The sequence below is a fragment of the Lysinibacillus sp. EB106-09-02-XG168 genome (assembly GCF_058791475.1).
This window is the reverse complement of record NZ_JBYTDN010000003.1, coordinates 1385353-1407879: the sequence shown is the minus strand read 5'-3', so window position 1 is coordinate 1407879 and position 22527 is coordinate 1385353. Positions and strand designations below refer to the sequence as shown.

19 protein-coding genes and 4 pseudogenes are annotated in these 22527 nt (G+C 35.0%); 15 read left to right on the top strand and 8 right to left on the bottom strand.

All coding sequences use genetic code 11. The features are described 5' to 3' along the window. Positions 1–233: 233 nt before the first annotated feature. Complete coding sequence (locus AC3WSO_RS07540) at positions 234–830, bottom strand: DedA family protein (RefSeq protein ID WP_492530036.1); 597 nt, start codon at positions 828–830, stop codon at positions 234–236. Next, the gene (locus AC3WSO_RS07535; RefSeq protein WP_492530034.1) at positions 830–1396 is read right to left on the bottom strand and encodes a class I SAM-dependent methyltransferase; all 567 of its coding nucleotides are present in this window, start codon (positions 1394–1396) and stop codon (positions 830–832) included. Before AC3WSO_RS07535 ends, AC3WSO_RS07540 begins: the two co-directional genes overlap by 1 nt. Before the next feature lie 229 nt (positions 1397–1625). On the opposite strand from AC3WSO_RS07535, the gene AC3WSO_RS07530 reads away from it, so the two are divergent. The 3 genes and pseudogenes from AC3WSO_RS07530 to AC3WSO_RS07520 all read left to right on the top strand — a co-directional run bounded on the left by AC3WSO_RS07530 (position 1626) and on the right by AC3WSO_RS07520 (position 4415). Beyond that, a complete protein-coding gene (locus tag AC3WSO_RS07530; RefSeq protein ID WP_492530032.1) occupies positions 1626–2525 on the top strand; it encodes a hypothetical protein in 900 nt (299 codons plus the stop codon). 208 nt (positions 2526–2733) lie between these two features. After that, a pseudogene (locus AC3WSO_RS07525) lies at positions 2734–3643 on the top strand (ABC transporter ATP-binding protein). Next, positions 3618–4415, top strand: coding sequence for an ABC transporter permease subunit (locus AC3WSO_RS07520; protein ID WP_492530030.1), 798 nt, complete (start codon positions 3618–3620; stop codon positions 4413–4415). Before AC3WSO_RS07525 ends, AC3WSO_RS07520 begins: the two are co-directional and overlap by 26 nt. Before the next feature lie 77 nt (positions 4416–4492). Here the strand turns inward: AC3WSO_RS07520 and AC3WSO_RS07515 are convergent, their stop codons facing one another. Further along, a complete protein-coding gene (locus AC3WSO_RS07515; RefSeq protein ID WP_492530028.1) occupies positions 4493–5083 on the bottom strand; it encodes a TetR/AcrR family transcriptional regulator in 591 nt (196 codons plus the stop codon). A gap of 390 nt (positions 5084–5473) precedes the next feature. Here AC3WSO_RS07515 and AC3WSO_RS07510 point away from each other — a divergent pair, with 390 nt between their 5' ends. The 9 genes from AC3WSO_RS07510 (at position 5474) to AC3WSO_RS07470 (ending at position 15553) form a co-directional block, all read left to right on the top strand. After that, a complete protein-coding gene (locus AC3WSO_RS07510) occupies positions 5474–6202 on the top strand; it encodes an ABC transporter ATP-binding protein (protein WP_492530026.1) in 729 nt (242 codons plus the stop codon). Then, the gene (locus AC3WSO_RS07505) at positions 6199–7215 is read left to right on the top strand and encodes an ABC transporter permease (protein ID WP_492530024.1); all 1017 of its coding nucleotides are present in this window, start codon (positions 6199–6201) and stop codon (positions 7213–7215) included. The genes AC3WSO_RS07510 and AC3WSO_RS07505 overlap by 4 nt, the downstream gene beginning before the upstream one ends. 608 nt (positions 7216–7823) lie before the next feature. Further along, positions 7824–8702, top strand: a complete 879-nt coding sequence (locus AC3WSO_RS07500) for an ABC transporter ATP-binding protein (RefSeq protein ID WP_492530022.1) — start codon at positions 7824–7826, stop codon at positions 8700–8702. Positions 8703–8723: 21 nt separating this feature from the next. Then, positions 8724–9431: an ABC transporter permease gene (locus AC3WSO_RS07495; protein ID WP_492530020.1), complete on the top strand. Its 708-nt coding sequence runs from the start codon at positions 8724–8726 to the stop codon at positions 9429–9431. A 23-nt stretch (positions 9432–9454) separates the two neighbouring features. Beyond that, positions 9455–10165 carry a response regulator transcription factor gene (locus tag AC3WSO_RS07490; RefSeq protein ID WP_492530018.1) on the top strand — a complete coding sequence of 237 codons (711 nt, stop codon included), beginning with the start codon at positions 9455–9457 and terminating at the stop codon, positions 10163–10165. Between the two features lie 9 nt (positions 10166–10174). Further along, positions 10175–11614 carry a sensor histidine kinase gene (locus AC3WSO_RS07485; RefSeq protein ID WP_492530016.1) on the top strand — a complete coding sequence of 480 codons (1440 nt, stop codon included), beginning with the start codon at positions 10175–10177 and terminating at the stop codon, positions 11612–11614. Between the two features lie 75 nt (positions 11615–11689). After that, positions 11690–12175 carry a DinB family protein gene (locus AC3WSO_RS07480; RefSeq protein ID WP_492530014.1) on the top strand — a complete coding sequence of 162 codons (486 nt, stop codon included), beginning with the start codon at positions 11690–11692 and terminating at the stop codon, positions 12173–12175. 234 nt (positions 12176–12409) lie between these two features. After that, entirely contained in the window at positions 12410–13168 is a 759-nt protein-coding gene (locus AC3WSO_RS07475) for an ABC transporter ATP-binding protein (protein ID WP_492530012.1), read from the top strand. Positions 13169–13171: 3 nt separating this feature from the next. Further along, a complete protein-coding gene (locus AC3WSO_RS07470; protein WP_492530010.1) occupies positions 13172–15553 on the top strand; it encodes an ABC transporter permease in 2382 nt (793 codons plus the stop codon). A 65-nt stretch (positions 15554–15618) separates the two neighbouring features. Here the strand turns inward: AC3WSO_RS07470 and AC3WSO_RS07465 are convergent. Both AC3WSO_RS07465 and AC3WSO_RS07460 read right to left on the bottom strand, forming a co-directional pair. Continuing rightward, a pseudogene (locus tag AC3WSO_RS07465) lies at positions 15619–16175 on the bottom strand (IS3 family transposase); the annotation flags it as partial. A 45-nt stretch (positions 16176–16220) separates the two neighbouring features. Beyond that, positions 16221–16350, bottom strand: a pseudogene (locus AC3WSO_RS07460) (2-thiouracil desulfurase family protein); the annotation flags it as partial. Between the two features lie 247 nt (positions 16351–16597). On the opposite strand from AC3WSO_RS07460, the gene AC3WSO_RS07455 reads away from it, so the two are divergent. Then, positions 16598–17083, top strand: coding sequence for an NUDIX hydrolase (locus AC3WSO_RS07455; RefSeq protein ID WP_492530008.1), 486 nt, complete (start codon positions 16598–16600; stop codon positions 17081–17083). A gap of 54 nt (positions 17084–17137) precedes the next feature. On the opposite strand, the gene AC3WSO_RS07450 is transcribed toward AC3WSO_RS07455, so the two are convergent. The 3 genes from AC3WSO_RS07450 to AC3WSO_RS07440 all read right to left on the bottom strand — a co-directional run bounded on the left by AC3WSO_RS07450 (position 17138) and on the right by AC3WSO_RS07440 (position 19816). Continuing rightward, positions 17138–17656 carry a DUF6886 family protein gene (locus tag AC3WSO_RS07450; protein ID WP_492530006.1) on the bottom strand — a complete coding sequence of 173 codons (519 nt, stop codon included), beginning with the start codon at positions 17654–17656 and terminating at the stop codon, positions 17138–17140. Between the two features lie 13 nt (positions 17657–17669). Continuing rightward, positions 17670–18428 carry a class I SAM-dependent methyltransferase gene (locus AC3WSO_RS07445; RefSeq protein WP_492530004.1) on the bottom strand — a complete coding sequence of 253 codons (759 nt, stop codon included), beginning with the start codon at positions 18426–18428 and terminating at the stop codon, positions 17670–17672. A gap of 185 nt (positions 18429–18613) precedes the next feature. Further along, complete coding sequence (locus AC3WSO_RS07440) at positions 18614–19816, bottom strand: YbfB/YjiJ family MFS transporter (protein ID WP_492530002.1); 1203 nt, start codon at positions 19814–19816, stop codon at positions 18614–18616. Positions 19817–19933: 117 nt separating this feature from the next. Here AC3WSO_RS07440 and AC3WSO_RS07435 point away from each other — a divergent pair, with 117 nt between their 5' ends. Both AC3WSO_RS07435 and AC3WSO_RS07430 read left to right on the top strand, forming a co-directional pair. Continuing rightward, a complete protein-coding gene (locus AC3WSO_RS07435; protein ID WP_492530000.1) occupies positions 19934–20824 on the top strand; it encodes a LysR family transcriptional regulator in 891 nt (296 codons plus the stop codon). Between the two features lie 398 nt (positions 20825–21222). Then, a pseudogene (locus AC3WSO_RS07430) lies at positions 21223–22322 on the top strand (IS110 family RNA-guided transposase). Positions 22323–22527 lie beyond the last annotated feature (205 nt).

Below are 22527 nucleotides of genomic sequence, written 5' to 3'. Positions count from 1 at the left end.
TGGGTGCTTTGTAGCTGCCGCTTTGCTTTCGCTGCAGATAACATTTGATGTTGGTCATGAAGGCGTTATCACAGGACGTGATGCTTTTAACCTTCGTTCCCCTATATCGCTGATCCCCAAGGAGTCCCCAGTCGTAACGAAAATCAACCTATTTCTATAATATACTTCCTATCAATAATTACACTTCCTAATTTTAACTATTTTTTTATTTTTCGTATATAAAAATAATAAAATCACTCTGATACCGACTTTAATTTTCGTGTATATAAATAATAAAAACATCCTGCAATACTGACAAAAGCACCAAAGTAAATTCCATATTTCGTTGCTAGCATGGAAATACTTTCAATGTGTTTTCCGAAGAACAAACCAAGTGTAAAGTAAATCGATGTCCAAACTAAGCCTGCTGTGTAGTAATATAAAGCGTATTTTTTAAATGACATGTTATTCATACCTACTAAATATGGAAGTATATGTCTCACAATCGGTATGAAATAGCTTATCACTAAAGCAAAATGACCATACCTATCTATTAATTCTTTTGACTGTAATAAATATTTAGCCTTGTTTTTTTTCACCAATTTATCAAGTATTTTATGACCAAACACCTTTCCAAGAATAAACCCTAAGGAAAGTCCTGAAACTGCGCCAAGATAAGTTAGTACAAAAGCTTTCAACACACTCATTTTTCCTAACGATGATAAAAATCCACCACTCATAACAATCATCTCATCCGGAAGGGGCATACCAACGATTCCTAGCCATAAGCTGAAAAATAAAGCAAAATAACCGTATTGCTCAATATATGATAGAAGATCTTGTAATCCCATTAGCTAGCCCTCACATTTCCAAGTTTGCAGCTGAGTACATAGGCAGGCGGAAGGTTAATCCATACTTTTTCATGTGAAATGTCCTCAAAATAATTTTGGATAAAGGATTTTCTAACAAGTGAATATTGGAATGTGATAAATTCTCCATCTTCTAAGCACTCCTTTACATTTTGTAAAATACGTGATGAAATGGCAGGATTCAATGATGTAAAAGGTAATCCAGATACGACATAATCAATTTTTTTAATATTTAATGCTGACATATAATCGCATAAATCCTCTGCTGATCCATGTATTACGATTATACTCGGCTCATGTTCAAATTGTTCACGAAGCTTTTCACAAAAAACTTTATTATTTTCAATAAGAATTAACTTTGTTGACTGCTCTTTTCTTTTCACTAATTCTTTCGTAAATGAACCCGTACCCGGACCTAGTTCAACAATATATCGGGCATTTTTAAAAGAAATTTGGTCGACCATTTTTTTGGCTAATTTTTTAGAACTAGGTGAAATTGCACCTATCGTTTTTGGATGTTTTAAAAATTCAGTAAGGAACGTTAACATAAATTTTCTCCCCGATCAAAGTATTATTTGAATACTTTTAATATAAAGAGCATTTCTTAAAGATTTCCGAGGAGATTTCTTAAATTTTTCTTAAGAGACCAAAAAAGATTGTTAGGTCATTGGTTCTAATAATTATTTCCTTTACAAAATTGTCATACAATTGCTTCCAGTAGAATAGAAACCTATATAAGGAATAATTGATACGGAAAAATAAGTGGGGTGTGAAAGGATGCTTAAACTAAATAATGCAAAAGAATTGGTACTCGGAATGGTACAACATGACCCATTGTTTGTCGTAATACAAAATACACCTTCAGAAGAAATACTTTATAATGACGGCTATTTAGCGCATATTGAGGAAACAAATTATTATTCTACTTCAGAAGTCGCCAGCTGGTTTGAAATAACGGATGCGATGCTTCGCTATTATATTAAACCCTTCGAACAGTATATTTTTAATAATGCTACGAATAGCCCAAATACAAATATTCGTTTGAACCTTCCTGCCATCTTAAGACTTCGCATGATTTTACTGCTAAAAGATGAACACCGCGTGAAAGGCTTAAAGCTTTTACTAGGAATTGATGACAATGGTCAACACATCAAACACCAAATAACTGCAACAACTATGGGTACTGATGATTTAGCGAACAAGGTTGATGTTCTTGGAAATGTTCTTCAGCAAATGATACAAACTGGGCTATTTAATATTCTTCCCGACGAAGAACATGGCACCCTACAAGTGACGATCAATCAAGATTTTCTCGCACAAAAAATTCAATTAGTATCCTCTGAATCGGATCTTCAAGTAGAAGAAATTCAAAAAGAAACAGCTGAGCTTAAGCTAGAAAACGAAAATTTACAAAAACAAATTTCAGAACTCCAAGAACATAGTGTGAAGGATATTGTGCAAAAAATTCGTGAGCGTCATATTGAAAATGAAATTGTGTCGACATTACGGACAGAAGCATTACAGCAATATTCTATAGAGAATAATGCAGGCTATTTCAGAAAACTTTTTCGTCCCTCTCAAATTGAGATGGAAAAAGAACAATTTGTGTTAGGTTATATTTCGAAGCACCTAGAAGAACGTTTAGAAGTAGCACTGAATAATTATTATGGCGAATAAATATCTTCAAGCTGTTGGTACATGTAAAATTGTCATCATTGGGCGAAGAACATGATGGAGTCTTTTTTAAGAAGCCATTCATGTTCTTTTTTTATCGCACAGCTATTTAGCTCCCACTGTTTAGAGTTGCATTGTATAGTAATTTATTTTTTAAAAATTAGTTTTATAATCATTATAAAGAACAGTCGAAGGGGTGAATTGTATGGCAATGATTGAGGTCAATAATCTAACAAAAAAGTTTGGAGATTTTTATAGTGTACAGAATGTGGACTTACAAATCGAAAAAGGTGAAGTGTTCGGATTTCTAGGACCCAATGGTGCAGGTAAATCTACAACAATTCGGCACTTAATGGGCTTCTTACAGCCGACACAAGGTCAGTGTTTTATTAAAGGGTTAGATTGTCGCCAATCTACAGCCGAAATTCAAAAATTCGTAGGCTATTTACCTGGCGAAATTGCATTTATCGATAAAATGACTGGACAACAATTCATCAAATTTATTGCCCAAATGCGAGGGTTACATGATTTAACAAGAGCTCATGAACTCATGCAATACTTTGAATTAAATGCTACTGGGCTTATTAAGAAAATGTCAAAGGGTATGAAGCAAAAAGTAGGTCTCATCTGCGCATTTATGCATAACCCAGAGATAGTTATTCTAGATGAACCGACAAGTGGATTAGATCCTCTTATACAAACAAAGTTTATCGATTTTATTTTAACTGAAAAAGAAAAAGGAACGACCATATTCATGTCCTCTCATATGATTGAAGAAATTGAAAAAACTTGTGACCGTGTAGCAATCCTTAATGCCGGCAAGATTGTTGCAACAGAAGCAATCGCCGACTTAAAAAAGCGAAAATCTAAAAAGTATTTAATTGAATTTCAAAGCGAGCAAGAACTATCTCGTTTTTTAGGCGAGCAACATACTATAGAACAAATTGGGTCAACACAGGCAATTATAAAAGTTCAGGGTAATGTCCAAACATTACTGCATACATTAGCAGACTATAAAATTAATGACCTCGATATCATTTCACAATCACTTGAAGATATATTCATGCATTACTACGAAAGTGGAGGGAAAGAGTCATGAATTTTACTTTGGTAAAACATGAGATGCTAGCTACTATTAAACTTTTTAGTATTATACTCGCTGTATTAATGCTCTATATTATTAGTATTGTCTATATGTATAACCCTGAAATGAGCAATACTCTTAATAAGCTTACCGAAACAATGCCAGAATTGATGTCAGCATTTGGTATGAGTAATATAGGCAATTCATTAATTGAATTTCTATCTACTTATTTGTATGGATTTTTATTACTTGTTTTGCCGTTAGTCTTTATTATTATGTTGGCAAATAGACTAATGATGGGCTATATCGATAACGGTTCCATGGCATACTTAATTGCAACACCGAATACACGTTTTAAAATTGTCTTCACGCAAGCATTTTTTTTGGTTGCCAGTATCTTTATACTGCTCACGGTAACAACGTTAATAGCCATCTTATTTTCAGGGATTCTATTCCCAAACGAACTGGATTTAAGCGCTTTTTTGACATTAAATATCGGTCTTTTTTTCTTACACTTTGCCATTAGTGGCTACTGCTTTTTAGTATCCTGCAGTAGTAAAGATTTAAGAACCTCTTATGCATATAGTACAGGGATTCCTATTCTTTTTTATTTAATTCAAGCGCTTAGTAATATGGGTGGTTCTTTAGAAAAGTTTAAGTACTTCACCATTTATTCATTGTTTGCACCTGAAAAATTAATGACTCAAAATAGCTCGTCCATTTGGATGCTAGGAGCATTGTTTGTAATCGGGCTACTATGCCATATGCTAGCTATTCGTGTTTTTGTTAAACGTGATTTGCATTTGTAAATGCTAATGTTAAGAATCTGCTTGCTTTCTTGTAGCAACCAGATTCTTAACATTAGGAAAATAAAAACTCATTGCTGCTAAGATGCCAAACTTCCAAGGAAGCGCAATAACCTAAAATGAATCATGGCTAACTCCTCCACATTTAAATTCTCATCTTCACTGCGTAACCACTCTTGAATAACACCTAAAATCGCGGAAGTTAAAAAAGCCTCAAAATATTGTAGAAACTCTGGGTCAAGCCCTTCTTCTTGAATCACAGAGATTCTATCCAAAATATGATTACTAAAAACTTTCTTCTTTCTCCTGTTAAAGGCGGGGCTCCCCTGCTCTCCTAAAATAATTCGAAAAGCTCTTGCATGCTCTTTTATAAATTGAAATACTGCAATAAATGGCTGATATAGTTGGCCTATTTTTATCGAGTGAAAAGCATCTAGCGGTTGAACGTTTTTTACATAGCTCTCTAGTTCATTTAATAATTCCTGCTGTAAATCCTCCATTACTTCAAATTTATCTTTATAATGTAGATAAAAAGTTCCTCGATTAATGTTTGCAGTAATTGCTAGGTTTTTTACTGTTACTCGCTCAAAGCCTACTTTCTCTATTTGTACAAGTAATGCAAGTTTTATAGCTCGTTTCGTTTCAAAATTCATGATATCGTGAATAGACATTTAGAACCCCCCATTGTATTATCACTTTATTCCGTTAGTATTTAGCAATGTTGTTAGATGGTTACCTCATTAATTACAACAAGTTCAAAAAGTAGTAGTTATTACAGCATTTACCTTATTTATCGGGTCTTTTTTATTAATTTCCAACAATCTAATTTAGTAAAATAGTTATTTTTTTTAATTTTTAAGCGGTAAACATTCTTAGTTGTTAAAAACTGCAATATTACTCATCGAATTGTTTGGATTAGGCAATCAGATTACATCCAGCTCGAAAATGTTGAAATCCAAAATCACTTAACACTTTTTAGTTATTTGTTTATTGTAATTCCCAATTCACTGCCTTAAAATTTCAGGTATCAACACTGTGTTCAGTAAAGGAGAGTTGGATATATGGGAAACAATGCAATTTCATTAAACTCCATAGAAAAAAAGTTTCACCAAAAACAAGTAATTGCCCCGCTTTCCTTAGAAATTCCTAAGGGACAGCTTATTGGCTTACTTGGCCCTTCAGGCTGTGGGAAAACGACGTTAATTAAAATGATTATGGGAATGATCAAGCCCGATAATGGTCATATTCAAGTGTTAAATCATACAGTCCCCCATAAACAATTACTGACAGATATCGGTTATATGGCACAATCTGATGCACTGTATTTGGATTTAACCGGTGAAGAGAATCTCCATTTTTTTGCTAAACTTTATCGATTATCCAAAAAAGAACGTGTGGAGCGTGTCAATTATGCTGCAAGCCTTGTTCATTTAACGGATGATTTAAATAGTAAAGTGTTGAATTATTCTGGGGGGATGAAACGGAGATTATCCCTTGCAATTGCCCTTATCCAAAATCCCCAGTTGTTGATTTTAGATGAGCCAACTGTTGGGATTGATCCCGTATTGAAAAAAGAAATTTGGCAGGAGTTAATTCGTCTAAAAAATGATGAGCATAAAACAATATTAGTAACGACACATGCAATGGATGAAGCAGAGCGCTGTGATCAGCTAGCTATGCTACGCAATGGTCATATTATCGCGCATGGTACACCTCATGAATTAAAAGCTCATTATCAGGCAAAGGATTTTGATGAAGTGTTTTTAAAGGCTGGAGGTGAAGCACTATGAGAATCGGCGCAATTGTTACTAGAATTATGCAGCAAATGATACGTGATAAACGTACACTTGGCTTATTATTTTTTGCCCCTCTTCTTGTGCTTTCGTTAATGTATTTTGTTTTTAATAGTAACGAACCTGACATGACACTAGTCGTATCAAATGGTCCTGCATCGATAATTGAAAAGCTAGAAGATGCGGATTTTCACGTTATCGAAAAAAATGATTTTTCTATTGCCAGTCTAAAAGATGAAAAATATGATGGCTGGTTAGCTTTTCAGCAAACTCAATTAAAGCTCACAATATTAAATGATGATCCTTCAACAGCTAAGGCTTTAAAGATGAAGCTTTCTCAGGTTTTACAGCCTGAACAATCTGCCATGATGAAGTTGACGACCGATTATGTATATGGCGATGAAAATACAGCTATTTTTGATATTTTTAGCCCGATGCTAACAGGCTTCTTTGTGTTCTTTTTCGTCTTTTTAATTACAGGTATAGCGTTGTTAAAAGAACGAACTTCAGGGACTTTGGAACGCTTACTAGCGACACCGATTAAACGTTTTGAAATTGTTGCTGGTTATATGATCGGTTATGGATTGTTTGCTTTTATTCAAACGAATATTATCGTGCTATTCGGGGTTTATGTCCTTGATATAGTACACGTCGGCTCCATTTGGCTTGTGCTACTAATCAATATTGTTGTTGCACTTGTTTCATTATCATTAGGAGCTCTGTTATCAAGTTTTGCCGCTTCAGAGTTTCAAATGATGCAATTTATCCCGCTTGTCATTGTGCCGCAAATTTTCTTTTCAGGTATTTTCCCACTGGATAATATGGTGGTGTGGCTACAAAATATAGGTCGAATTATGCCACTATACTATGCCGCTGACGCGTTGAATGGGGTTATGTATAAAGGATATACCTTTAGTGAAATTCTAGACGACTTAGCGATACTTGCTTGCTTCGCTCTTGTATTTATTACATTAAATATTGTAAGTCTCAAAAAATATCGATCATTATAATTAAACGGTTCTGCTCAAAAATGGGCAGAACCTTTTTTCTTATAAACCAGGAACATCACCATAACGTGGCGCTGATTTCCGTTCCGGCTGGACGCTTTGTAGCTGCCGCTTCGCTTTCGCACAGAGTAAAGCTTCCCGGGGGCGTCCAATGAGCCGCTTGAGGCAGCAGATATTTTTTGCGCGAAAGCGTAGTGCTAACGCAGCGACAGCGGCAGATGTCTTTTGCGCGATAGCGTAGTGCTAACGCAGCGACAGCGCCCGATTGTTGGTCACGAAGGCGTTATCACAGGACGTGTTGCTCTTAGCCTTCGTTCCCCTATCTGCTCGCTCCATGGTCTCGGGCCAACAGATGTTTTCCGCGCGCAAGTGGAGGAAGCAGCTCGGCGCTCGCCCACAGGAAAGCGAGTAGCCTGGAACAGAAATCAACCCACGTTATGAAGACACAACACAAATATTCAAAAATAGAAAATTACACCAAAATTCCATTAGCAAAAGTACTACTATTCATCTATACTAATTTTACAGATAATGGTCTTGGATTTCGTGTACGGACATATCGAAACGAAAATGACTTACAATAAAAAGCCTAAAAATAAAGGTGTGTAAAGATGAATACGATTATGGAAATACAGAACATCTCTAAACAGTATAGAGGTAAAAAAATCTTAGAAAATGCTACATTTTCTATTTACGCTAATCAAATTATAGCTATTGTAGGAAAGAACGGAGCAGGTAAGAGTACCCTTCTAAAGATTATTGCGGAATTAGTTGACGCTGACAGTGGTTCTATTGTGAAACATCGACAATCATTAAAAATTGGCTATGTGCCAGAAGTGACCCCTTCACAAATTTTGTTTACGCCTGAAGAATATCTTTATCATATGGGTAGTATTCGAGGTATGACCAAAAACCAACTACAACAAAAAATAAATGAGTTACTTGAATTATTTCATTTACAGGAAGCTCGCAACATTCGAATTGTTAACTTTTCTAAAGGGATGAAGCAAAAGGTTATGATTATGCAGGCAATGCTTGAAGACACGGATCTGCTAATCTTAGATGAGCCACTATCAGGACTTGATCCTAAAGCCCAAAGTGATTTAGAAGAAACCCTTTCAATATTAAAGGCTAAAGGGTTAAGTATCGTTTTAACATGTCACGAACCAAAATTACTTCAATATCTTGTTGATACAGTTCTTGTTATTCAAAATAACAAAGTCAATCAAACTGATGCATTACATAAGAGTCATACATTATTAAATAAATTAATTTTTGAGATTACAAGCGTGAATTTATTGGATGACATGCTACCTATTCTTGAAATTCAACAACAAAATCTTTTAATCAATGGTTGTTACGAGGTCATCACCATTATTAAGGCAGAGGAAACAGAGCGAGTATTATTAGAGCTACTACACAAAAAATCCTCAATTAAACAATTAATCCCGATCAATGAAAAGGAGGAACAATTCTATACCCATTTTTAATGAGGAAGAATAGACGCCGATATGACTAGTTTATTACGCTATCAATTTATTAATTATTTAAGAACCTATCAATACGTTCCACCTTTTTCAATTTTCATATTATGTCTTGTTGTTAATTATACTTTTGTTCCAAATCCAATTTTAGATAGTTATTCGTTTACAGCTATCATTCTATTTTTTCTAATGGGATGGTTTACAATTACTCTATTTCACGCGGAAGATGAAGGACAAAAAGTAATTACAACACTTCATGCCAAAAGTCGAACACACTATAATTTAGGAATTTTTATTCTTTGTGTACTTATTGGTTTATTCTTAAGCTTTGTATCAGTAGTCTACCCTACCCTTATTGGCGCCTTTGGAGAAAAACCAAGATTTATACATCAATTACTAGGATTCCTCTCACATTTTAGTTTATCTGTACTAGCGATTGCACTTTCAGCTATATTTACGAGAGAACTCGTTAAAAACAAGCAAAATACTTGGTGGGGTGTACTTGGCATCTTAATTGTGTCTGTCGTTATTGCTACTTTAAAAGAGACAATTCTTCAGATCAAAGGGCTCATTTGGTTACTTCCCCCTGTCCGTCTTTCATTGGAAATGATGGGCTCAGAAGACTCTATTAAATCAATTCCTAACAGTTTTTATCGGCAATTTACTTGGATCTTCGCCTATTCGGCCTTCGTCATCATGTTGTTCTTCCTCCTTTCAAATCGAAAAAGGAGATAAATTTCTAAAGAAGGAGAGTTCTTATGGTTCATAAAACTAGAGTGCTAATTGTAGAAGATGAAGGTGATATTGCAAATATCATAAAAGACTACTTAAGCGTCAACGATTTTGATCCTCATATCGCTGGAACTGGTCATGAGGCAATCCATTATATGAAAGAAAACTCTCCTGACTTTATCATTCTTGACCTTTCTCTCCCTGATTGCGATGGAATCGAATTATGTCGCCAATTTCGTGAAAATAGTAATGTTGCTATACTAATTTTAAGTGCCCGCAGCAGTGATACTGATAAAGTTCTTGGTTTAGGATTCGGTGCGGATGATTATATGACAAAGCCTTTTTCCTTAAGTGAGCTTGTAGCTAGAATAAACGCCCATTTACGGAAACAGGATCGATGGCTGCAGGACAATGCGAGCCAGATGGATATAATTCGAATCGATCATATGGAAATCAATAAGAATGAGTATACTTTTTCCTGTGATAAAAAGCATGTTCCTCTATCTGCAAAAGAATTTGAGCTACTATTTTTTCTAATGAAAAACCGTAATCAGGTTTTCTCCAAAAATCAGTTACTTGATGCAGTTTGGGGCTATGACACATATGGTGATGAAAATACGATAACCGTTTACATTAGGCGTCTACGCGAAAAAGTTGAAAACGATCCATCTCGTCCCGTCTATATTCAAACTGTTTGGGGCGTTGGCTATAAATTTACTACTCAAAACTATTCGTAGGAGAGCACAATGTATTTAAAAAATTGGATGAAGAGTTGGTTATGGGCGATACTACTCTGTGTTTTAGTGTTGTTTATTTGTTTCCTAACATTATTTTTTACAAATATAAATCGCAATGAGAAACCTCAAAATGAATACGTTATCAATCAAATTCGTTTAACAGTAAATGAACTATTATTGTACATAGAAGATCATTTTACAAGTATCGAACAAAATACAAATTTACACAGTTCCCTCCAAGAAATGAGTAATAGCGAAGGAATAGATATTACAGTTGTTCAATTAGATGGGAAAGTTATTTTTAATTCAATCGAGGGAGACCCTTCACAGTTTATCAACTTAGAAGAGGATTTACATTATGATTTATTTACATCTCAGCAACAACCGGGGATTATTAAAATTGCCTTTCCTATAATTAATCAGACGAATGAACAACTAGGGAACGCTATTTTCACCATTGATAAAGATGTACTCTTACCCGTAGAACAGTCTAGTATTAGCAATTTTATCATTTTATTCATAAGTGGTTTATTATGTATTTTAATTTTAGGACTTGCCTTGTACATTGTAAGAAAGTCTAAAAAGGAGATTTTACTGCCTTTAAATCATTTGAAAAAAAATTCCGAAGAAATTATCAAAGGTAATTATGAACAGAAAACTGGATATTCGCGGGCAGATGAAATCGGTGAATTGTATGCAGTGTTTGATCAAATGCGCTTGGAAATAAAAAATCTTACGATACAACGAGATGAGCAAGAACAAAACCAAAAAAAGCTTATATCTAGTATTTCGCATGAAGTAAGAACACCTCTAACAACCATAAAAGCTTATTTAGATGCTATTTCTGACGGAATTTGTCCAGACATGGATTCGCTTATGTCATATATTCAAATCATGCAGACAAATACAGAAAAAATGTCTCGGTTAATTGATGATTTATTTATTCACACGTTGAAGGATCTTGGACATATCCCAGTTAACTTAACAGAGCAATATAGCAAAGATGTCTTTACGAATATATTTCATCCAATTCGTCATTATGTCCAAACGACTGGCATTCATTTTATCGAGCCAGAATATATCCCTAATGTTCTTATTCAAGTAGATAAGCATCGACTAGAGCAAGTACTTTCAAACCTTATTACGAACGCACTAAAGCATACTACTAAAGGTGATTCAATAACCGTTTCTATTAATGTTGAACGCCAATTACTATACATTAATGTCATAGATACTGGTAATGGAATGCTTCCTGAGGATATGCCTTTTATTTTTGAACGCTATTTCAGAGGTATTCAGGCTACAGGTGAGACTGCAGTGAAAAATGAAGGGGCAGGACTCGGATTATCTATTTGCAAGCATATTATGGAAGCACATAATGGTTCGATTTCTTTTAACAGTAAGCAAAATGTAGGAACAACATTTACGTTAACACTTCCTATTACTTAAATTTCTCTAGAGGATTATTTCGAAAAATTAAGAATATAAGTAATGAAAGTCAGAAAAAAATTGGAGAGTGAAGACATGATTCATGACATAGGGGAATATGTAAAATATTTAGATGGTGTTCATAAACGAACGATGCAATATATGAAGGCAATACCTAGTGAACTTTTAGAATGGAGGCCCTCTGAAGATAAATTTTCTTTAGGTGATTTATTGCGACATATCGCATCATCTCGTTTAATGTTTCTCGGTATTTTTGAACACGGCTCGTGGACTTATGCAGGACATGATATTAGTAAAGGGGCTTCCATTGAGGATATTTCAAATTATTTAGAGTCATGTCAAGCTAAATTAACAGAGGGGCTTTTGAAAATTGGTAACGATGTGTTGTTAAAAAAGGTTTTAACCCTTCATGGTCATGAAGTAAGTGCTTGGAGAATACTTATGTCGATTCCCGAACACGAAACCCATCATCGTGGACAAATCTCTACATATTTACAAATGAACAAAATTGAACCCCCTCAAATTTTCGGATTAAAAATTGAGCAGGTAACGACAAAATAATTTATAAATGAGCTTTGGACAACATTTTATATCCAAAGCTTATTTTTGTCTTTATATAAAATTTCACTATGTTATATCCACTGTTTATAAGATCTCCACCGACCTACTTTTACAGCTATAAATTATGATTTTCAAATCTACTAATATGTTGTAAGAATTTATTAATAATTTAATAAGGACCTTATAATAATTCCCCCTTACACTAAAAGTAATACATTTGAAGGAGGTATTCTCGTGGATAAAGAGGTACTTATTCATGCTCAAAATCTATGTAAGACATATTCCACAGGTAGTGAGCAATTTCATGCAATAAAAAATATTAATATCGAAATATATAAAGGAGATTTTACTGTCATTATGGGGAACTCTGGTTCAGGTAAATCGACGCTGCTTTATCTTTTAAGTGGTCTTGACTCTATTACGGCTGGAGAAGTTTATTTTCATGGAGTAAGGCTGGATACATTTACTGAACAGCAGTTAGCTACATTTCGTTCTAAAAAAATTGGTTATATTTATCAAAGTAGTAATCTCGTTCCGGATATGACATTGCTAGAAAACATCACCCTCCCAGGGTACATTGCAAAATATCCTAAAAAAGATGTGATAAAAAAAGCGGAGATGCTATTAAATAAAATGGGAATTGAGGAGCAACGGAATCGATTACCTTCGCAAACCTCTGGTGGACAGCAACAAAGAGCTGCTATTGCTAGAGCATTAGTCAATGACCCAGAGATTCTATTTGCAGATGAACCAACGGGTAGTTTAAATTACGATCAAGGAGTAGCGGTCCTAGATATTTTAACGAATTTAAACAAAAAAGGTCAGTCTGTAGTAATGATTACGCATGATATAAAAGCTGCCTGTCGTGCTAATCGGCTTATTATCATTCAGGATGGAAAAATTGGAGGTATTTTAAACTTCGATCAATACGATGATGCTAGCATACAAGAGCGTGAACATATTATCTTCTCATATGTTGCGGGAAAGGCGTAAGAAATGCGCGCAATTATTACTCTTTGCTTTGCACATATTAAGAAAAGGAAACTCCAAAATGTACTATTAGCAATCCTAATTATGCTATCCACCCTTTTATTAGCTACATCTGTAACAATTATTATGAATACGAACAATATTATTGAAAAAATACATCATGATTCTAATGGGGCTCATCAAATTTTAACGATGGGTAAGGATATTCATAATCCAATCACTGTCAACAATTGGTGGCAAGAGCAACACGGAGTTACTGCCTCGAATCTCATTCCTTATAGAAATTTATCTGGCTTCACAGCGAATGGTGTAGAAACGCAAAATCTCTTATACATGATGAATACACCAAAAGCGCCCTTTACTATTGATCGATTACTATTTTCAGAGGGGGAAAATCAGAACTATCCTACTGAGGGAACGATTTGGATTCCAACATCGATGGCTTCTACTTCGAATATTTCACTTGGAGATGCTATTGAATTTAACACCGGCGAGAAAGCTTTTTCATTAAGCGTTTCTGGAATAGTTGTAGATTTGCCATATGGTGGACCCTTTTCAAATAATGCTCGTATTTGGATGAACGACTCTGACTATCATAAACAGTTTGATACGATGATAGGGTCTGAACAATATATGATGGCTCTTCGCTTTGATGATTATCAGCAAAGTGCAAACTATTGGATAGAATTCGAAAAATTTTTAAACGGCCCCTACCTTGAATCAAAAATGGAATACGTGGATCTCTATTCGTTTTATTTAATTATTAATAAAATTATCGGCTTTATCATGATCGCTTTTGGTGTAGCAATGTTGTTCATTTCATTGTTTATTATTGGTTTTAGTATTTCAGATGCCATTTTAACGAACTATAAAACGATTGGTGTCATTAAATCTCTCGGACTTACTTCTCGAAAAATTAGTGCGACCTATGTTTTACAATTTGCATTATTATCCGTGGTCTCGATTATTCCTGGCCTTATTGCCAGTACAATCCTTTCCAGAGTGATTATAGAAAGCTCTTTATCTTATTTAAAGTCTGGTAAACATTTAACGATTATTCAAGATTTTAGAATCACCATGCTACTTGCTGTCATAATCCTTGTCATTGTTATCCTTACTGCGTTCATTTACTCAAACAAAACACGCCACGTTGAACCTGTACAGGCAATTAAATACGGTATGTCAGAATTTGCAAACAGTAAATTGAATCGGCGTTTAAATAACTCTAATCTCCTTTCTAATTTTGTTAGTTTGCCGATTCAACTTCAAATTGGTATTAAAAACATCACCAAAAATACGAAAAGTTCCATTCTTATTATTGTTCTTACAGCCATTACTTCTGCTATTTTAGTGTTTAGTGCAGTCATGCTTAATAGCTTTATTTCCATCAAGCAAAACACACCAGCATTTGGTTACGATTCATCACATGTTGTCGTAACTGTTTCTAATGAAGCAACATTTTCAAAACAACAGTTTGAACAATTTTTACACTCAGATGAACGCATTAAAAATCACGCTTGGCTAGATCAATTTACAGGAGTTCTCCCTAATGAACCAAATCAACCGTTAAATATTAAAATCGATACTCTTGAAGGTAGTTTTGATGATGCTGGATACGAGACAATTTCTGGCCGTAATCCTGTAAATAAAAATGAAATAGCCATTGGCCTTAATGTAGCGAAGGCTTTACATAAAAATCTAGGGGACATTGTAGAAGTCTATATCGAAGGCAAGCAGCATCATTTGATTGTTACTGGTATCTATCAATCGATAGCAAATATGTCTAATTCAGCGAGAATTACCGATGATGTTATCAAAGTTTATAATGCTACCTATTCTGCTTCAAAACAAAGTATGATCAATTTGGTAGATGAGACATTATCAGATCAAATCGTTGATGATTTAAATAATAAGTTTAAAAGCTCTGTCAAAGTTGACACACAACAAACATTATTAGATGATGTCTTTAAAGTAGTGGTCGCTGTTTTAATATTCCCATTATCTGTTATCGGAATTTTATTTATCACTGTAACATTCATCATTATTTTTAGTGTTTCTAGAATAAATGTAAGAAAAGAAAGCGGAACTTACGGAATTTTTAAATCTATTGGTATGACCTCAAATACTATTAGATGGTCGATTACATCAGGAATTCTGTTTCTTTCAGCACTAGGGACTATATTTGGGATTTTTATCGGTGTGAAAGTAATACCCGTAGCTTTAAAAAGTATTCTTGTAGAATATGGCATACTAGAATTACCCCTTGTAATAAATTGGCCATCAACTATCGGATTATCTCTCTTAAGTGTTGTGTCAGCTTGTCTTGGTTGCTTGGTATCGACAAAAATCATCGCCAAAACCTCACCGCGAATTTTGCTTGTTGAATAAAAATGTCCCATTCTACTTAGTGAACTGCTCCCTGTCAAGTAGACAGTGGAAATAATAAAAAGCTTTTAAGCGGCTTGAGCCCTGTATTCTAATGGGCTTAAGCCGTTTAATCTTTCTTGGTATCTATCCTTATTGTAAAACTGGATTTAATCCTCGATAGCTTATTGTAACGCTTCAAATGTTTCGCACTTATGTAAATAATACTTTTCACATTTCAATGTTCTCCAATATGATTCCATGGGTCCGTTATCTATACATTTGCCAACCCGGGACATGCTATGAATCATCTCTGCTCCATCTATCCTACTTTTAAATTCGTGTGATGTGTATTGATAGCCACGATCACTATGAAGTAACGGTCGTTCTCCGTCTTTTAAAGTAAGTGTTGCTAAATCAAATGTCTTAAATACCAATTCATTATTATTTGAATATCCCAATACATAACTGATTATAGAGCCATCATAAAGATCTAGAATGGCGCTTAAATAAGCTTTCTTTCCATTTCCTAATTTGAATTCCGTCACATCTGTTACCCACTTTTCATTGGGTTGCTTGCAGTAAATTCACGATTTAGTCGATTTTCAGAGACATGTAGCGCAGGTGAGGAAACATATCGCTGACGAATAACGGAATCACGGACTGTAAACCACCACGCATGTAGCTCTAAACCTCCCATAAGTTCAGGGCATACTGTTAACGCCTTATTTTCTAACACAAGCTTTTGAATTCTTTCATCTAAACTATCTGTTCCGTTATATCGTACCTAATCCCGCTAAGCAAGCACTTATTAATATCATATGCACACCTCATTTAAGTAATATCGTATTAGGAAAACTTTAGCTCATTAAAAGAGTGTGTCAACAGCTATTACAATGCTAATACTTACTTAACATACTTTATTCTTTTTTAATGAGTAATATTGATATTTTAAAACTGTTGTTTATTATTAGTAGGACCACACCCTTTCACTGGGTTGTGCTACTATTTCATTATCTAAAATTCTTTTATGAATTCATTCTATCATTTAAAAAGGAGGAAAAAGACTTGGTTGAGTTTACAATTTGTTTTCTTAAAAAGGGTGACCAAATATTATTGCTAAATAGGGATTTCCCTCATTGGATGGGAGCTTGGAATGGGGTTGGCGGAAAGATTGAGAAAAATGAAACGCCACTTGCTGGTGCATTACGAGAAATTAAAGAAGAAACGGGCATCGTACTGAACGATATTACATTCAAAGGAAAAATATCATGGACGGATGGAACAACCGACTTTGGCTGTATGTATGCTTTTATTGCTGAATTGCCAGAATCTTATCCATATGTGACACCGATTAAAGTCGCGGAGGGTATTTTAGATTGGAAAGATTTATCGTGGATTTTTCATCCCGAAAATGTAGGAATAGCCGATTTAAAACATTACTTACCAAAAATGCTAGATGAAACAACCAACTATGAATATATATTTACATATAAAGATAGTGAATTAATTGACATTACGAGTACCCCATTCGTACAAACTATTACTGTCTAAGTAAAACAAGACCTCGTACACGCGATAGTGGCGTATACGAGGCTTGGTTAATTATTATCTTGGTAGTGCAAATCGCATTCTGCACATCGACCAATTCAAGGTTGTTTTTTGAATTTCATCATAGATGTTCCACAAACTATCGACTACACGTAATTCAACATTACGTTTAAACATTTCCTCAAATAAATTTTCTAGTTCAAATTTGGCTATAGGATATTGTGTTGTTTCACTCGTATAATAACCAGCATTTTTATCTTGTAGCGTAAATCCATTACTATCAAACTCATATAAGTAAAGTTTCGTATTTTTCATCGTCTCAAACCACTTGCTTTCAATTACGACAACATGCGAACATGATGCAGATGCTATATAGGTTCTTTTATCCCGTTCGGTTGTATCGACACCAATATGATAGCAAACTCGTGGACAATTTCTAGGGGTTAAATAAATAGGCAAACATGTATCGTTAATTGCCCATATTAGCCCTTTCTCTGGATTTAAATCTAGTCGATCAGGTAATCGGGGATGAAATACGGTAATATCGTTTTCCTCACTCACATGAAATATACGCACATGCTCGCCTCCTTTATTTTCTTAATTTAAATACGATAAAATCTGCACACAAATCTTCCTCGAATTGTGGATACTTTATTAGCATCTCTTTTGAAGGCATTGGTTCGATAACGTCCTCTATAGAAAAGCCTGCTTGAATAATTGCTTTCATATAGCTCGTTAATGTTCGGTGATAAAATACAATTTTTTCATCGGAATCTAGCGGAAGCTTTTGATCGTATACCCCTTCATAAAAATAACGCTGAACCTTCCAATACTGTTGGTCAAGCCGCTCATTTCTTATCCATCCACTATTCGGCGTAACAAAGCACGGGTGAAGAATAGAAAAGATGAAAGTACTATTAGGTTTTAAAAGACGATACATTTCACTTAAAGCTGCCTTATAATCCTCTAGATCTTGAATGACCATATTGGAAACAATACAATCGAACTGTTCATTTGCTAAAAAATCTAGTTTTTCGCAATTTCCATGTTTATATTGTATCGGAACTTCCTCATGTGTTCTTTCTCTAGCAATTTCTAGCATCTTTTCTGAATAATCAACTGCTGTGACAATAGCCCCTTTATGAGCAAGTATTCTACTTAAATAGCCTTCTCCGCACCCTGCATCTAGTAGCCTTTTTCCTTTCACCTCTTCTAATAATGAAAAAATGGCTGGATTTAATAATACTTCACGGTGTATGCCACCATGTTCATCGTAGTTTGCTGTAAACCTTTCTGCATGTTGATCCCAGCGTTTAATAGCCTCTTCTGTCGGTACTGTTCTTGCCATATATTTCCCTCATCTCTGTATAGAATCGTAACGTTACGTCCCTTGTGCACATTACTATTTTTTCATATATTCCCAAAAAGTTATAGACTTTTATTTTATTTTTTTATATCATTTAGATTGAGGCACGCCATCTTTAAGTAAAATAAAATCCAGAAATTCCCAATGAGGTTTCTGGCTTTTATTATTTAAGGGTTAGATTGAGCTTTGATAGGTAATGCATCGTCTAAAGAGACCTGTCGTTTAACTGTGATCCATCTTCCACTTAACATGATAATTAACGCAAAAAATACAATAACTCCTGCAAAGACAAGCGCTGCCTTATAACTACTATAAACCGCCACAAGCTGACCCGCGATGATCGGTCCGATAATTTGACCAAAAGCATAAAACGTTGTTAACAATGATACGACTAGGCCGCTTTGCGTTGGGAATAGCTGACGTGCATAGGAGGTCGTTAACGTCACGATACCTACAAATGTTAAGCCAAATAAAAATGAAGATAATAATACGCTCCATACTGTTTGTGAAAATACTGGCAACAAGATGCCTACTACTTGCAATACATAAGCAACAAACAAAATTTTGATGGCAGAGAATTTTTCTAATAATACAGTCCAAACAGGTGCTGACGGGATAGCCGCTACCCCAACAATGACCCAGCTATACGAAGAGTATGCTTGTAGTGAAGGAATATTGTGAATGATATCGACTAAAAAAGTGCCTGTAATAATATAGCCTAATCCCTCAAAACCATATGCGACAATTAACCATGGCATAAAGCCCTTTGTCATTTTTGCATCAGAGGATTTAGCAGTTTTCACACTATCTTGTACATGCAAGCCTCTCCAAAGTATATATGTCACCACTAATAAAACAGCAGATACAATCCCTAAGCCAATCCATGTACCTTGCCAAGCAAAACGCTCTTCAATAGCAGGGACTAATAAACCTGAAATAGCAATTCCTAATCCAATACCGCCAAATAAATAGCCTGACCATTTTGTGAGTGAATGCTTTGCTAAATAATCCATAATAATACTACATGTTAATACAAAAATCAGTCCCCCTGTAATGCCCGCAATTAAACGAAGCACAAGCCAAACACTATATATTCCAATGATTCCCATAAGAACAACAGAAAGGACATTCAAGACAACACTTAACAATAAAAAGTTCTTCTTTTGGCGATTAATAAACCCTGCCCATAATGCACCAATGAAATAGCCAATATAATTACTCGACGCTAAAAATCCTGCAACTTCAAACGAAAACCCGACATCATGACGCATAAATGGCAAAATTGGCGTGAATGCAAAGCGGCTAATCCCCATAGCCACTACAAGTAATAGCACCCCACCAAATAAAATCCCGATGTGCTGTCGATTCATCTTGTCCCCACCCCCTAAAAACTTCTTATAATTAAAGGATACAGAGTGAAAATTAATAAATCTAATATATAATTTATATAAAAGGATAAAAAATTCTTATATAAGGAGGGATACATAATGAATTTACATGCTCTTAGATTATTCACAAAAGTTGCCGAGCTCAATAGTGTTTCGAAGGCCGCGCAAGCTCTAATGATTAGTCAACCTGCCGTTACCATTCAAATGAGAAATTTAGAAAAAGAACTTGGCCTAACTCTTTTAGAATCTAAAGGTCGAGGAATTACCTTAACATCAAACGGAGAATATTTATTTAAACAGGCACGACGGTTATTTGATTTAGAAATGGATATCGAAAATAAGCTGGAACAATTAAAAAACACAGGTAATGAAGAATTACAAATTGCTTCTACCCATGTTCCATCCCATTTTTTACTACCGAAATGGCTCGCAAAGTATAAACAAGTCTATCCGACTACTCATATCCACATAAAAACGGCTAATTCCCAGCAGGTTATTGAAGAATTACTTCACTATAAGGTTGATATGGCATTTATCGTAAAAGAGGATGGCCATCATCCAGATATTAATTATCAATTTCTCATGAATCTCGATTATTGGTTTATCGTCCCCTACAGTCATCCGTTGGCAGATCAGAAAGTGACATTAGCGGAATTAATGCAGCAGCCATTTGTTTCACGAGAAGATGGTAGCTCTACAAAAGAATATTTAAACGCTTTATGTAAAGTTCATAAAATCCCACCACCACGAGTAGGGCTTCAATTGGACGGCATCAATGAATCCATTCACGCCATTGCAGCTGGATATGGTACGATGTTAGCTCCGTCCATAGCAGCTTCTAGCTTTATTCAACGTCAGCAAGTAGCTCAAGTTTTTATAAAAGACATCGATATTCAGCGTCCTATTTATCTTTGCACAAGAAAAAATGAACAAAATACCTCTTCGACCTTTAATACTTTTATTAACATCATCAATGATTCAATTTCATAACAATTATTTATAAAAAATTTCAATCCGACTATATCGCAATTATCTCATCACCATAACGTGGGGTTGATTTCCGTTCCAGCGGGGCGCTTTCCTGAGGGCGTCCAGCCTCCACTCCGTACATTCTACCCTGGCTACTGATAGATTAAATCTAAATAAAAAAAGTTCAACCAGAGAAATCTGGTTGACTATTTTTTATTCAATTTATAGATTGATAGTAGCCGGGGTCGAACGGAAGCACCCGTGGGACTAGATCCCGACAACTAAACTGTTCGCCCTCTACTTGTTAACACATGATTAGGCTGGTTGGGACATTACGATCTCGTATAACAAGCGAAGATATGAATAACAAGCTAGATAGAGGTTACCGGTCAATACACTACCTGAGGAGGAGATAAACTATGAATCCAGTAGTTGGTCTGGATGTCGCAAAAGGTGAAAGTCAGGTTCAAATGTTCTTGGATAAAAAAATGCCCTATAAAAGCAGCGTGAAAGTTGATCATACGGTGGATGGATTGGAAGAGTTACACTCTTATTTATTAGATTTAGAGCGTCAAACAGGAATGAAGCCACCTGTTGTTTTGGAATCAACAGGTCACTATCATGCCCCAATTGTACAGTTTTTAGAAGCAAGAGAATACATTGCCATTATCGTAAATCCACTGGTATCTTACCGAGCAAAAAGTTCTAGCTTGCGAAAAACCAAAACAGATGCCATTGATGCTTATCACTTAGGCGAACTGTATTACAAAGAGGATTTAGCGCCTCAGAAAAAGCGTGGTGTTCAATTATTAAACCTTCGGCATCTAACATGGCAACATGAAAATATGACGGGAATTATGATTCAAACAAAGCTTCAATTTCAAGCCGTATTAGATCAAATATTCCCAGAGTATAAAGGAGTTTTGGGCGCTTGAAAGATCGGAAAAATTAATCGGAGCTGCAGAACGCAATCCATTTCAATCAACTCTTTATCAAAGTCTTCTAGTCAGTTTGAATATCTATATTGATTTACTTCAAGTGTACCACCAACAACTTTCTACGTTGGAGCGTGAGATTGATGAGTTAGCGGCACAACTTGAAGAATATGAATTACTCCAATCAATTCCCGGTATTGGTGAAAAAATCGCTGCAACGATTATTTCAGAAATCGGAGAAATTGATCGGTTTAATCATCCGAAAAAATTAGTAGCATTTGCAGGACTAGATCCCAGTGTGTTTGAATCCGGTCGCTTTAAAGGCACGAAAAATCACATTACTAAACGCGGCTCGGCTTCGCCACATGCTTTATACAGCTGTTCGTTGTTCTATTCGAGATAGTCGGAAAAAGAAAACAACACCTGAAACTATCGCACGAAATAAACGATTACGAGCCTTCTACGATTTAAAACGTGAGGAAGGAAAGCCATATAAAGTAGCCATTATTGCTTGTGCAAATAAGCTTTTACATTGGATTTATGCGATTTTAAAAACGAAAACACCGTTCCAAGAAACCACTTAGTAACAGCATTTTCAAATACAACAAAAACCTTCCAATTGAATTCGGAAGGTTATTTGGGTTGCGCTTTTCAATATAGCATGAAGTGTTTATTAATTTAAAAGATTATTATTGACAATCTATTAGCTGGTTTAATTCAACAAGGAAAATTTATCTGTGTATTAATTAAGTATTACAAAACGATTTATTAGTTCGTATATTGATAGTA

Bases quoted from the DNA above. Each gene is read 5' to 3' on its own strand.
- AC3WSO_RS07505 (WP_492530024.1), top strand. From the start codon at position 6,199: ATGAGAATCGGCGCAATTGTTACTAGAATTATGCAGCAAATGATACGT.
- AC3WSO_RS07440 (WP_492530002.1), bottom strand. From the start codon at position 19,816: ATGAATCGACAGCACATCGGGATTTTATTTGGTGGGGTGCTATTACTT.
- AC3WSO_RS07540 (WP_492530036.1), bottom strand. From the start codon at position 830: ATGGGATTACAAGATCTTCTATCATATATTGAGCAATACGGTTATTTT.
- AC3WSO_RS07500 (WP_492530022.1), top strand. From the start codon at position 7,824: ATGAATACGATTATGGAAATACAGAACATCTCTAAACAGTATAGAGGT.
- AC3WSO_RS07470 (WP_492530010.1), top strand. From the start codon at position 13,172: ATGCGCGCAATTATTACTCTTTGCTTTGCACATATTAAGAAAAGGAAA.
- AC3WSO_RS07445 (WP_492530004.1), bottom strand. From the start codon at position 18,428: ATGGCAAGAACAGTACCGACAGAAGAGGCTATTAAACGCTGGGATCAA.
- AC3WSO_RS07530 (WP_492530032.1), top strand. From the start codon at position 1,626: ATGCTTAAACTAAATAATGCAAAAGAATTGGTACTCGGAATGGTACAA.
- AC3WSO_RS07520 (WP_492530030.1), top strand. From the start codon at position 3,618: ATGAATTTTACTTTGGTAAAACATGAGATGCTAGCTACTATTAAACTT.
- AC3WSO_RS07480 (WP_492530014.1), top strand. From the start codon at position 11,690: ATGATTCATGACATAGGGGAATATGTAAAATATTTAGATGGTGTTCAT.
- AC3WSO_RS07495 (WP_492530020.1), top strand. From the start codon at position 8,724: ATGACTAGTTTATTACGCTATCAATTTATTAATTATTTAAGAACCTAT.
- AC3WSO_RS07490 (WP_492530018.1), top strand. From the start codon at position 9,455: ATGGTTCATAAAACTAGAGTGCTAATTGTAGAAGATGAAGGTGATATT.
- AC3WSO_RS07510 (WP_492530026.1), top strand. From the start codon at position 5,474: ATGGGAAACAATGCAATTTCATTAAACTCCATAGAAAAAAAGTTTCAC.
- AC3WSO_RS07485 (WP_492530016.1), top strand. From the start codon at position 10,175: ATGTATTTAAAAAATTGGATGAAGAGTTGGTTATGGGCGATACTACTC.
- AC3WSO_RS07535 (WP_492530034.1), bottom strand. From the start codon at position 1,396: ATGTTAACGTTCCTTACTGAATTTTTAAAACATCCAAAAACGATAGGT.
- AC3WSO_RS07435 (WP_492530000.1), top strand. From the start codon at position 19,934: ATGAATTTACATGCTCTTAGATTATTCACAAAAGTTGCCGAGCTCAAT.
- AC3WSO_RS07515 (WP_492530028.1), bottom strand. From the start codon at position 5,083: ATGTCTATTCACGATATCATGAATTTTGAAACGAAACGAGCTATAAAA.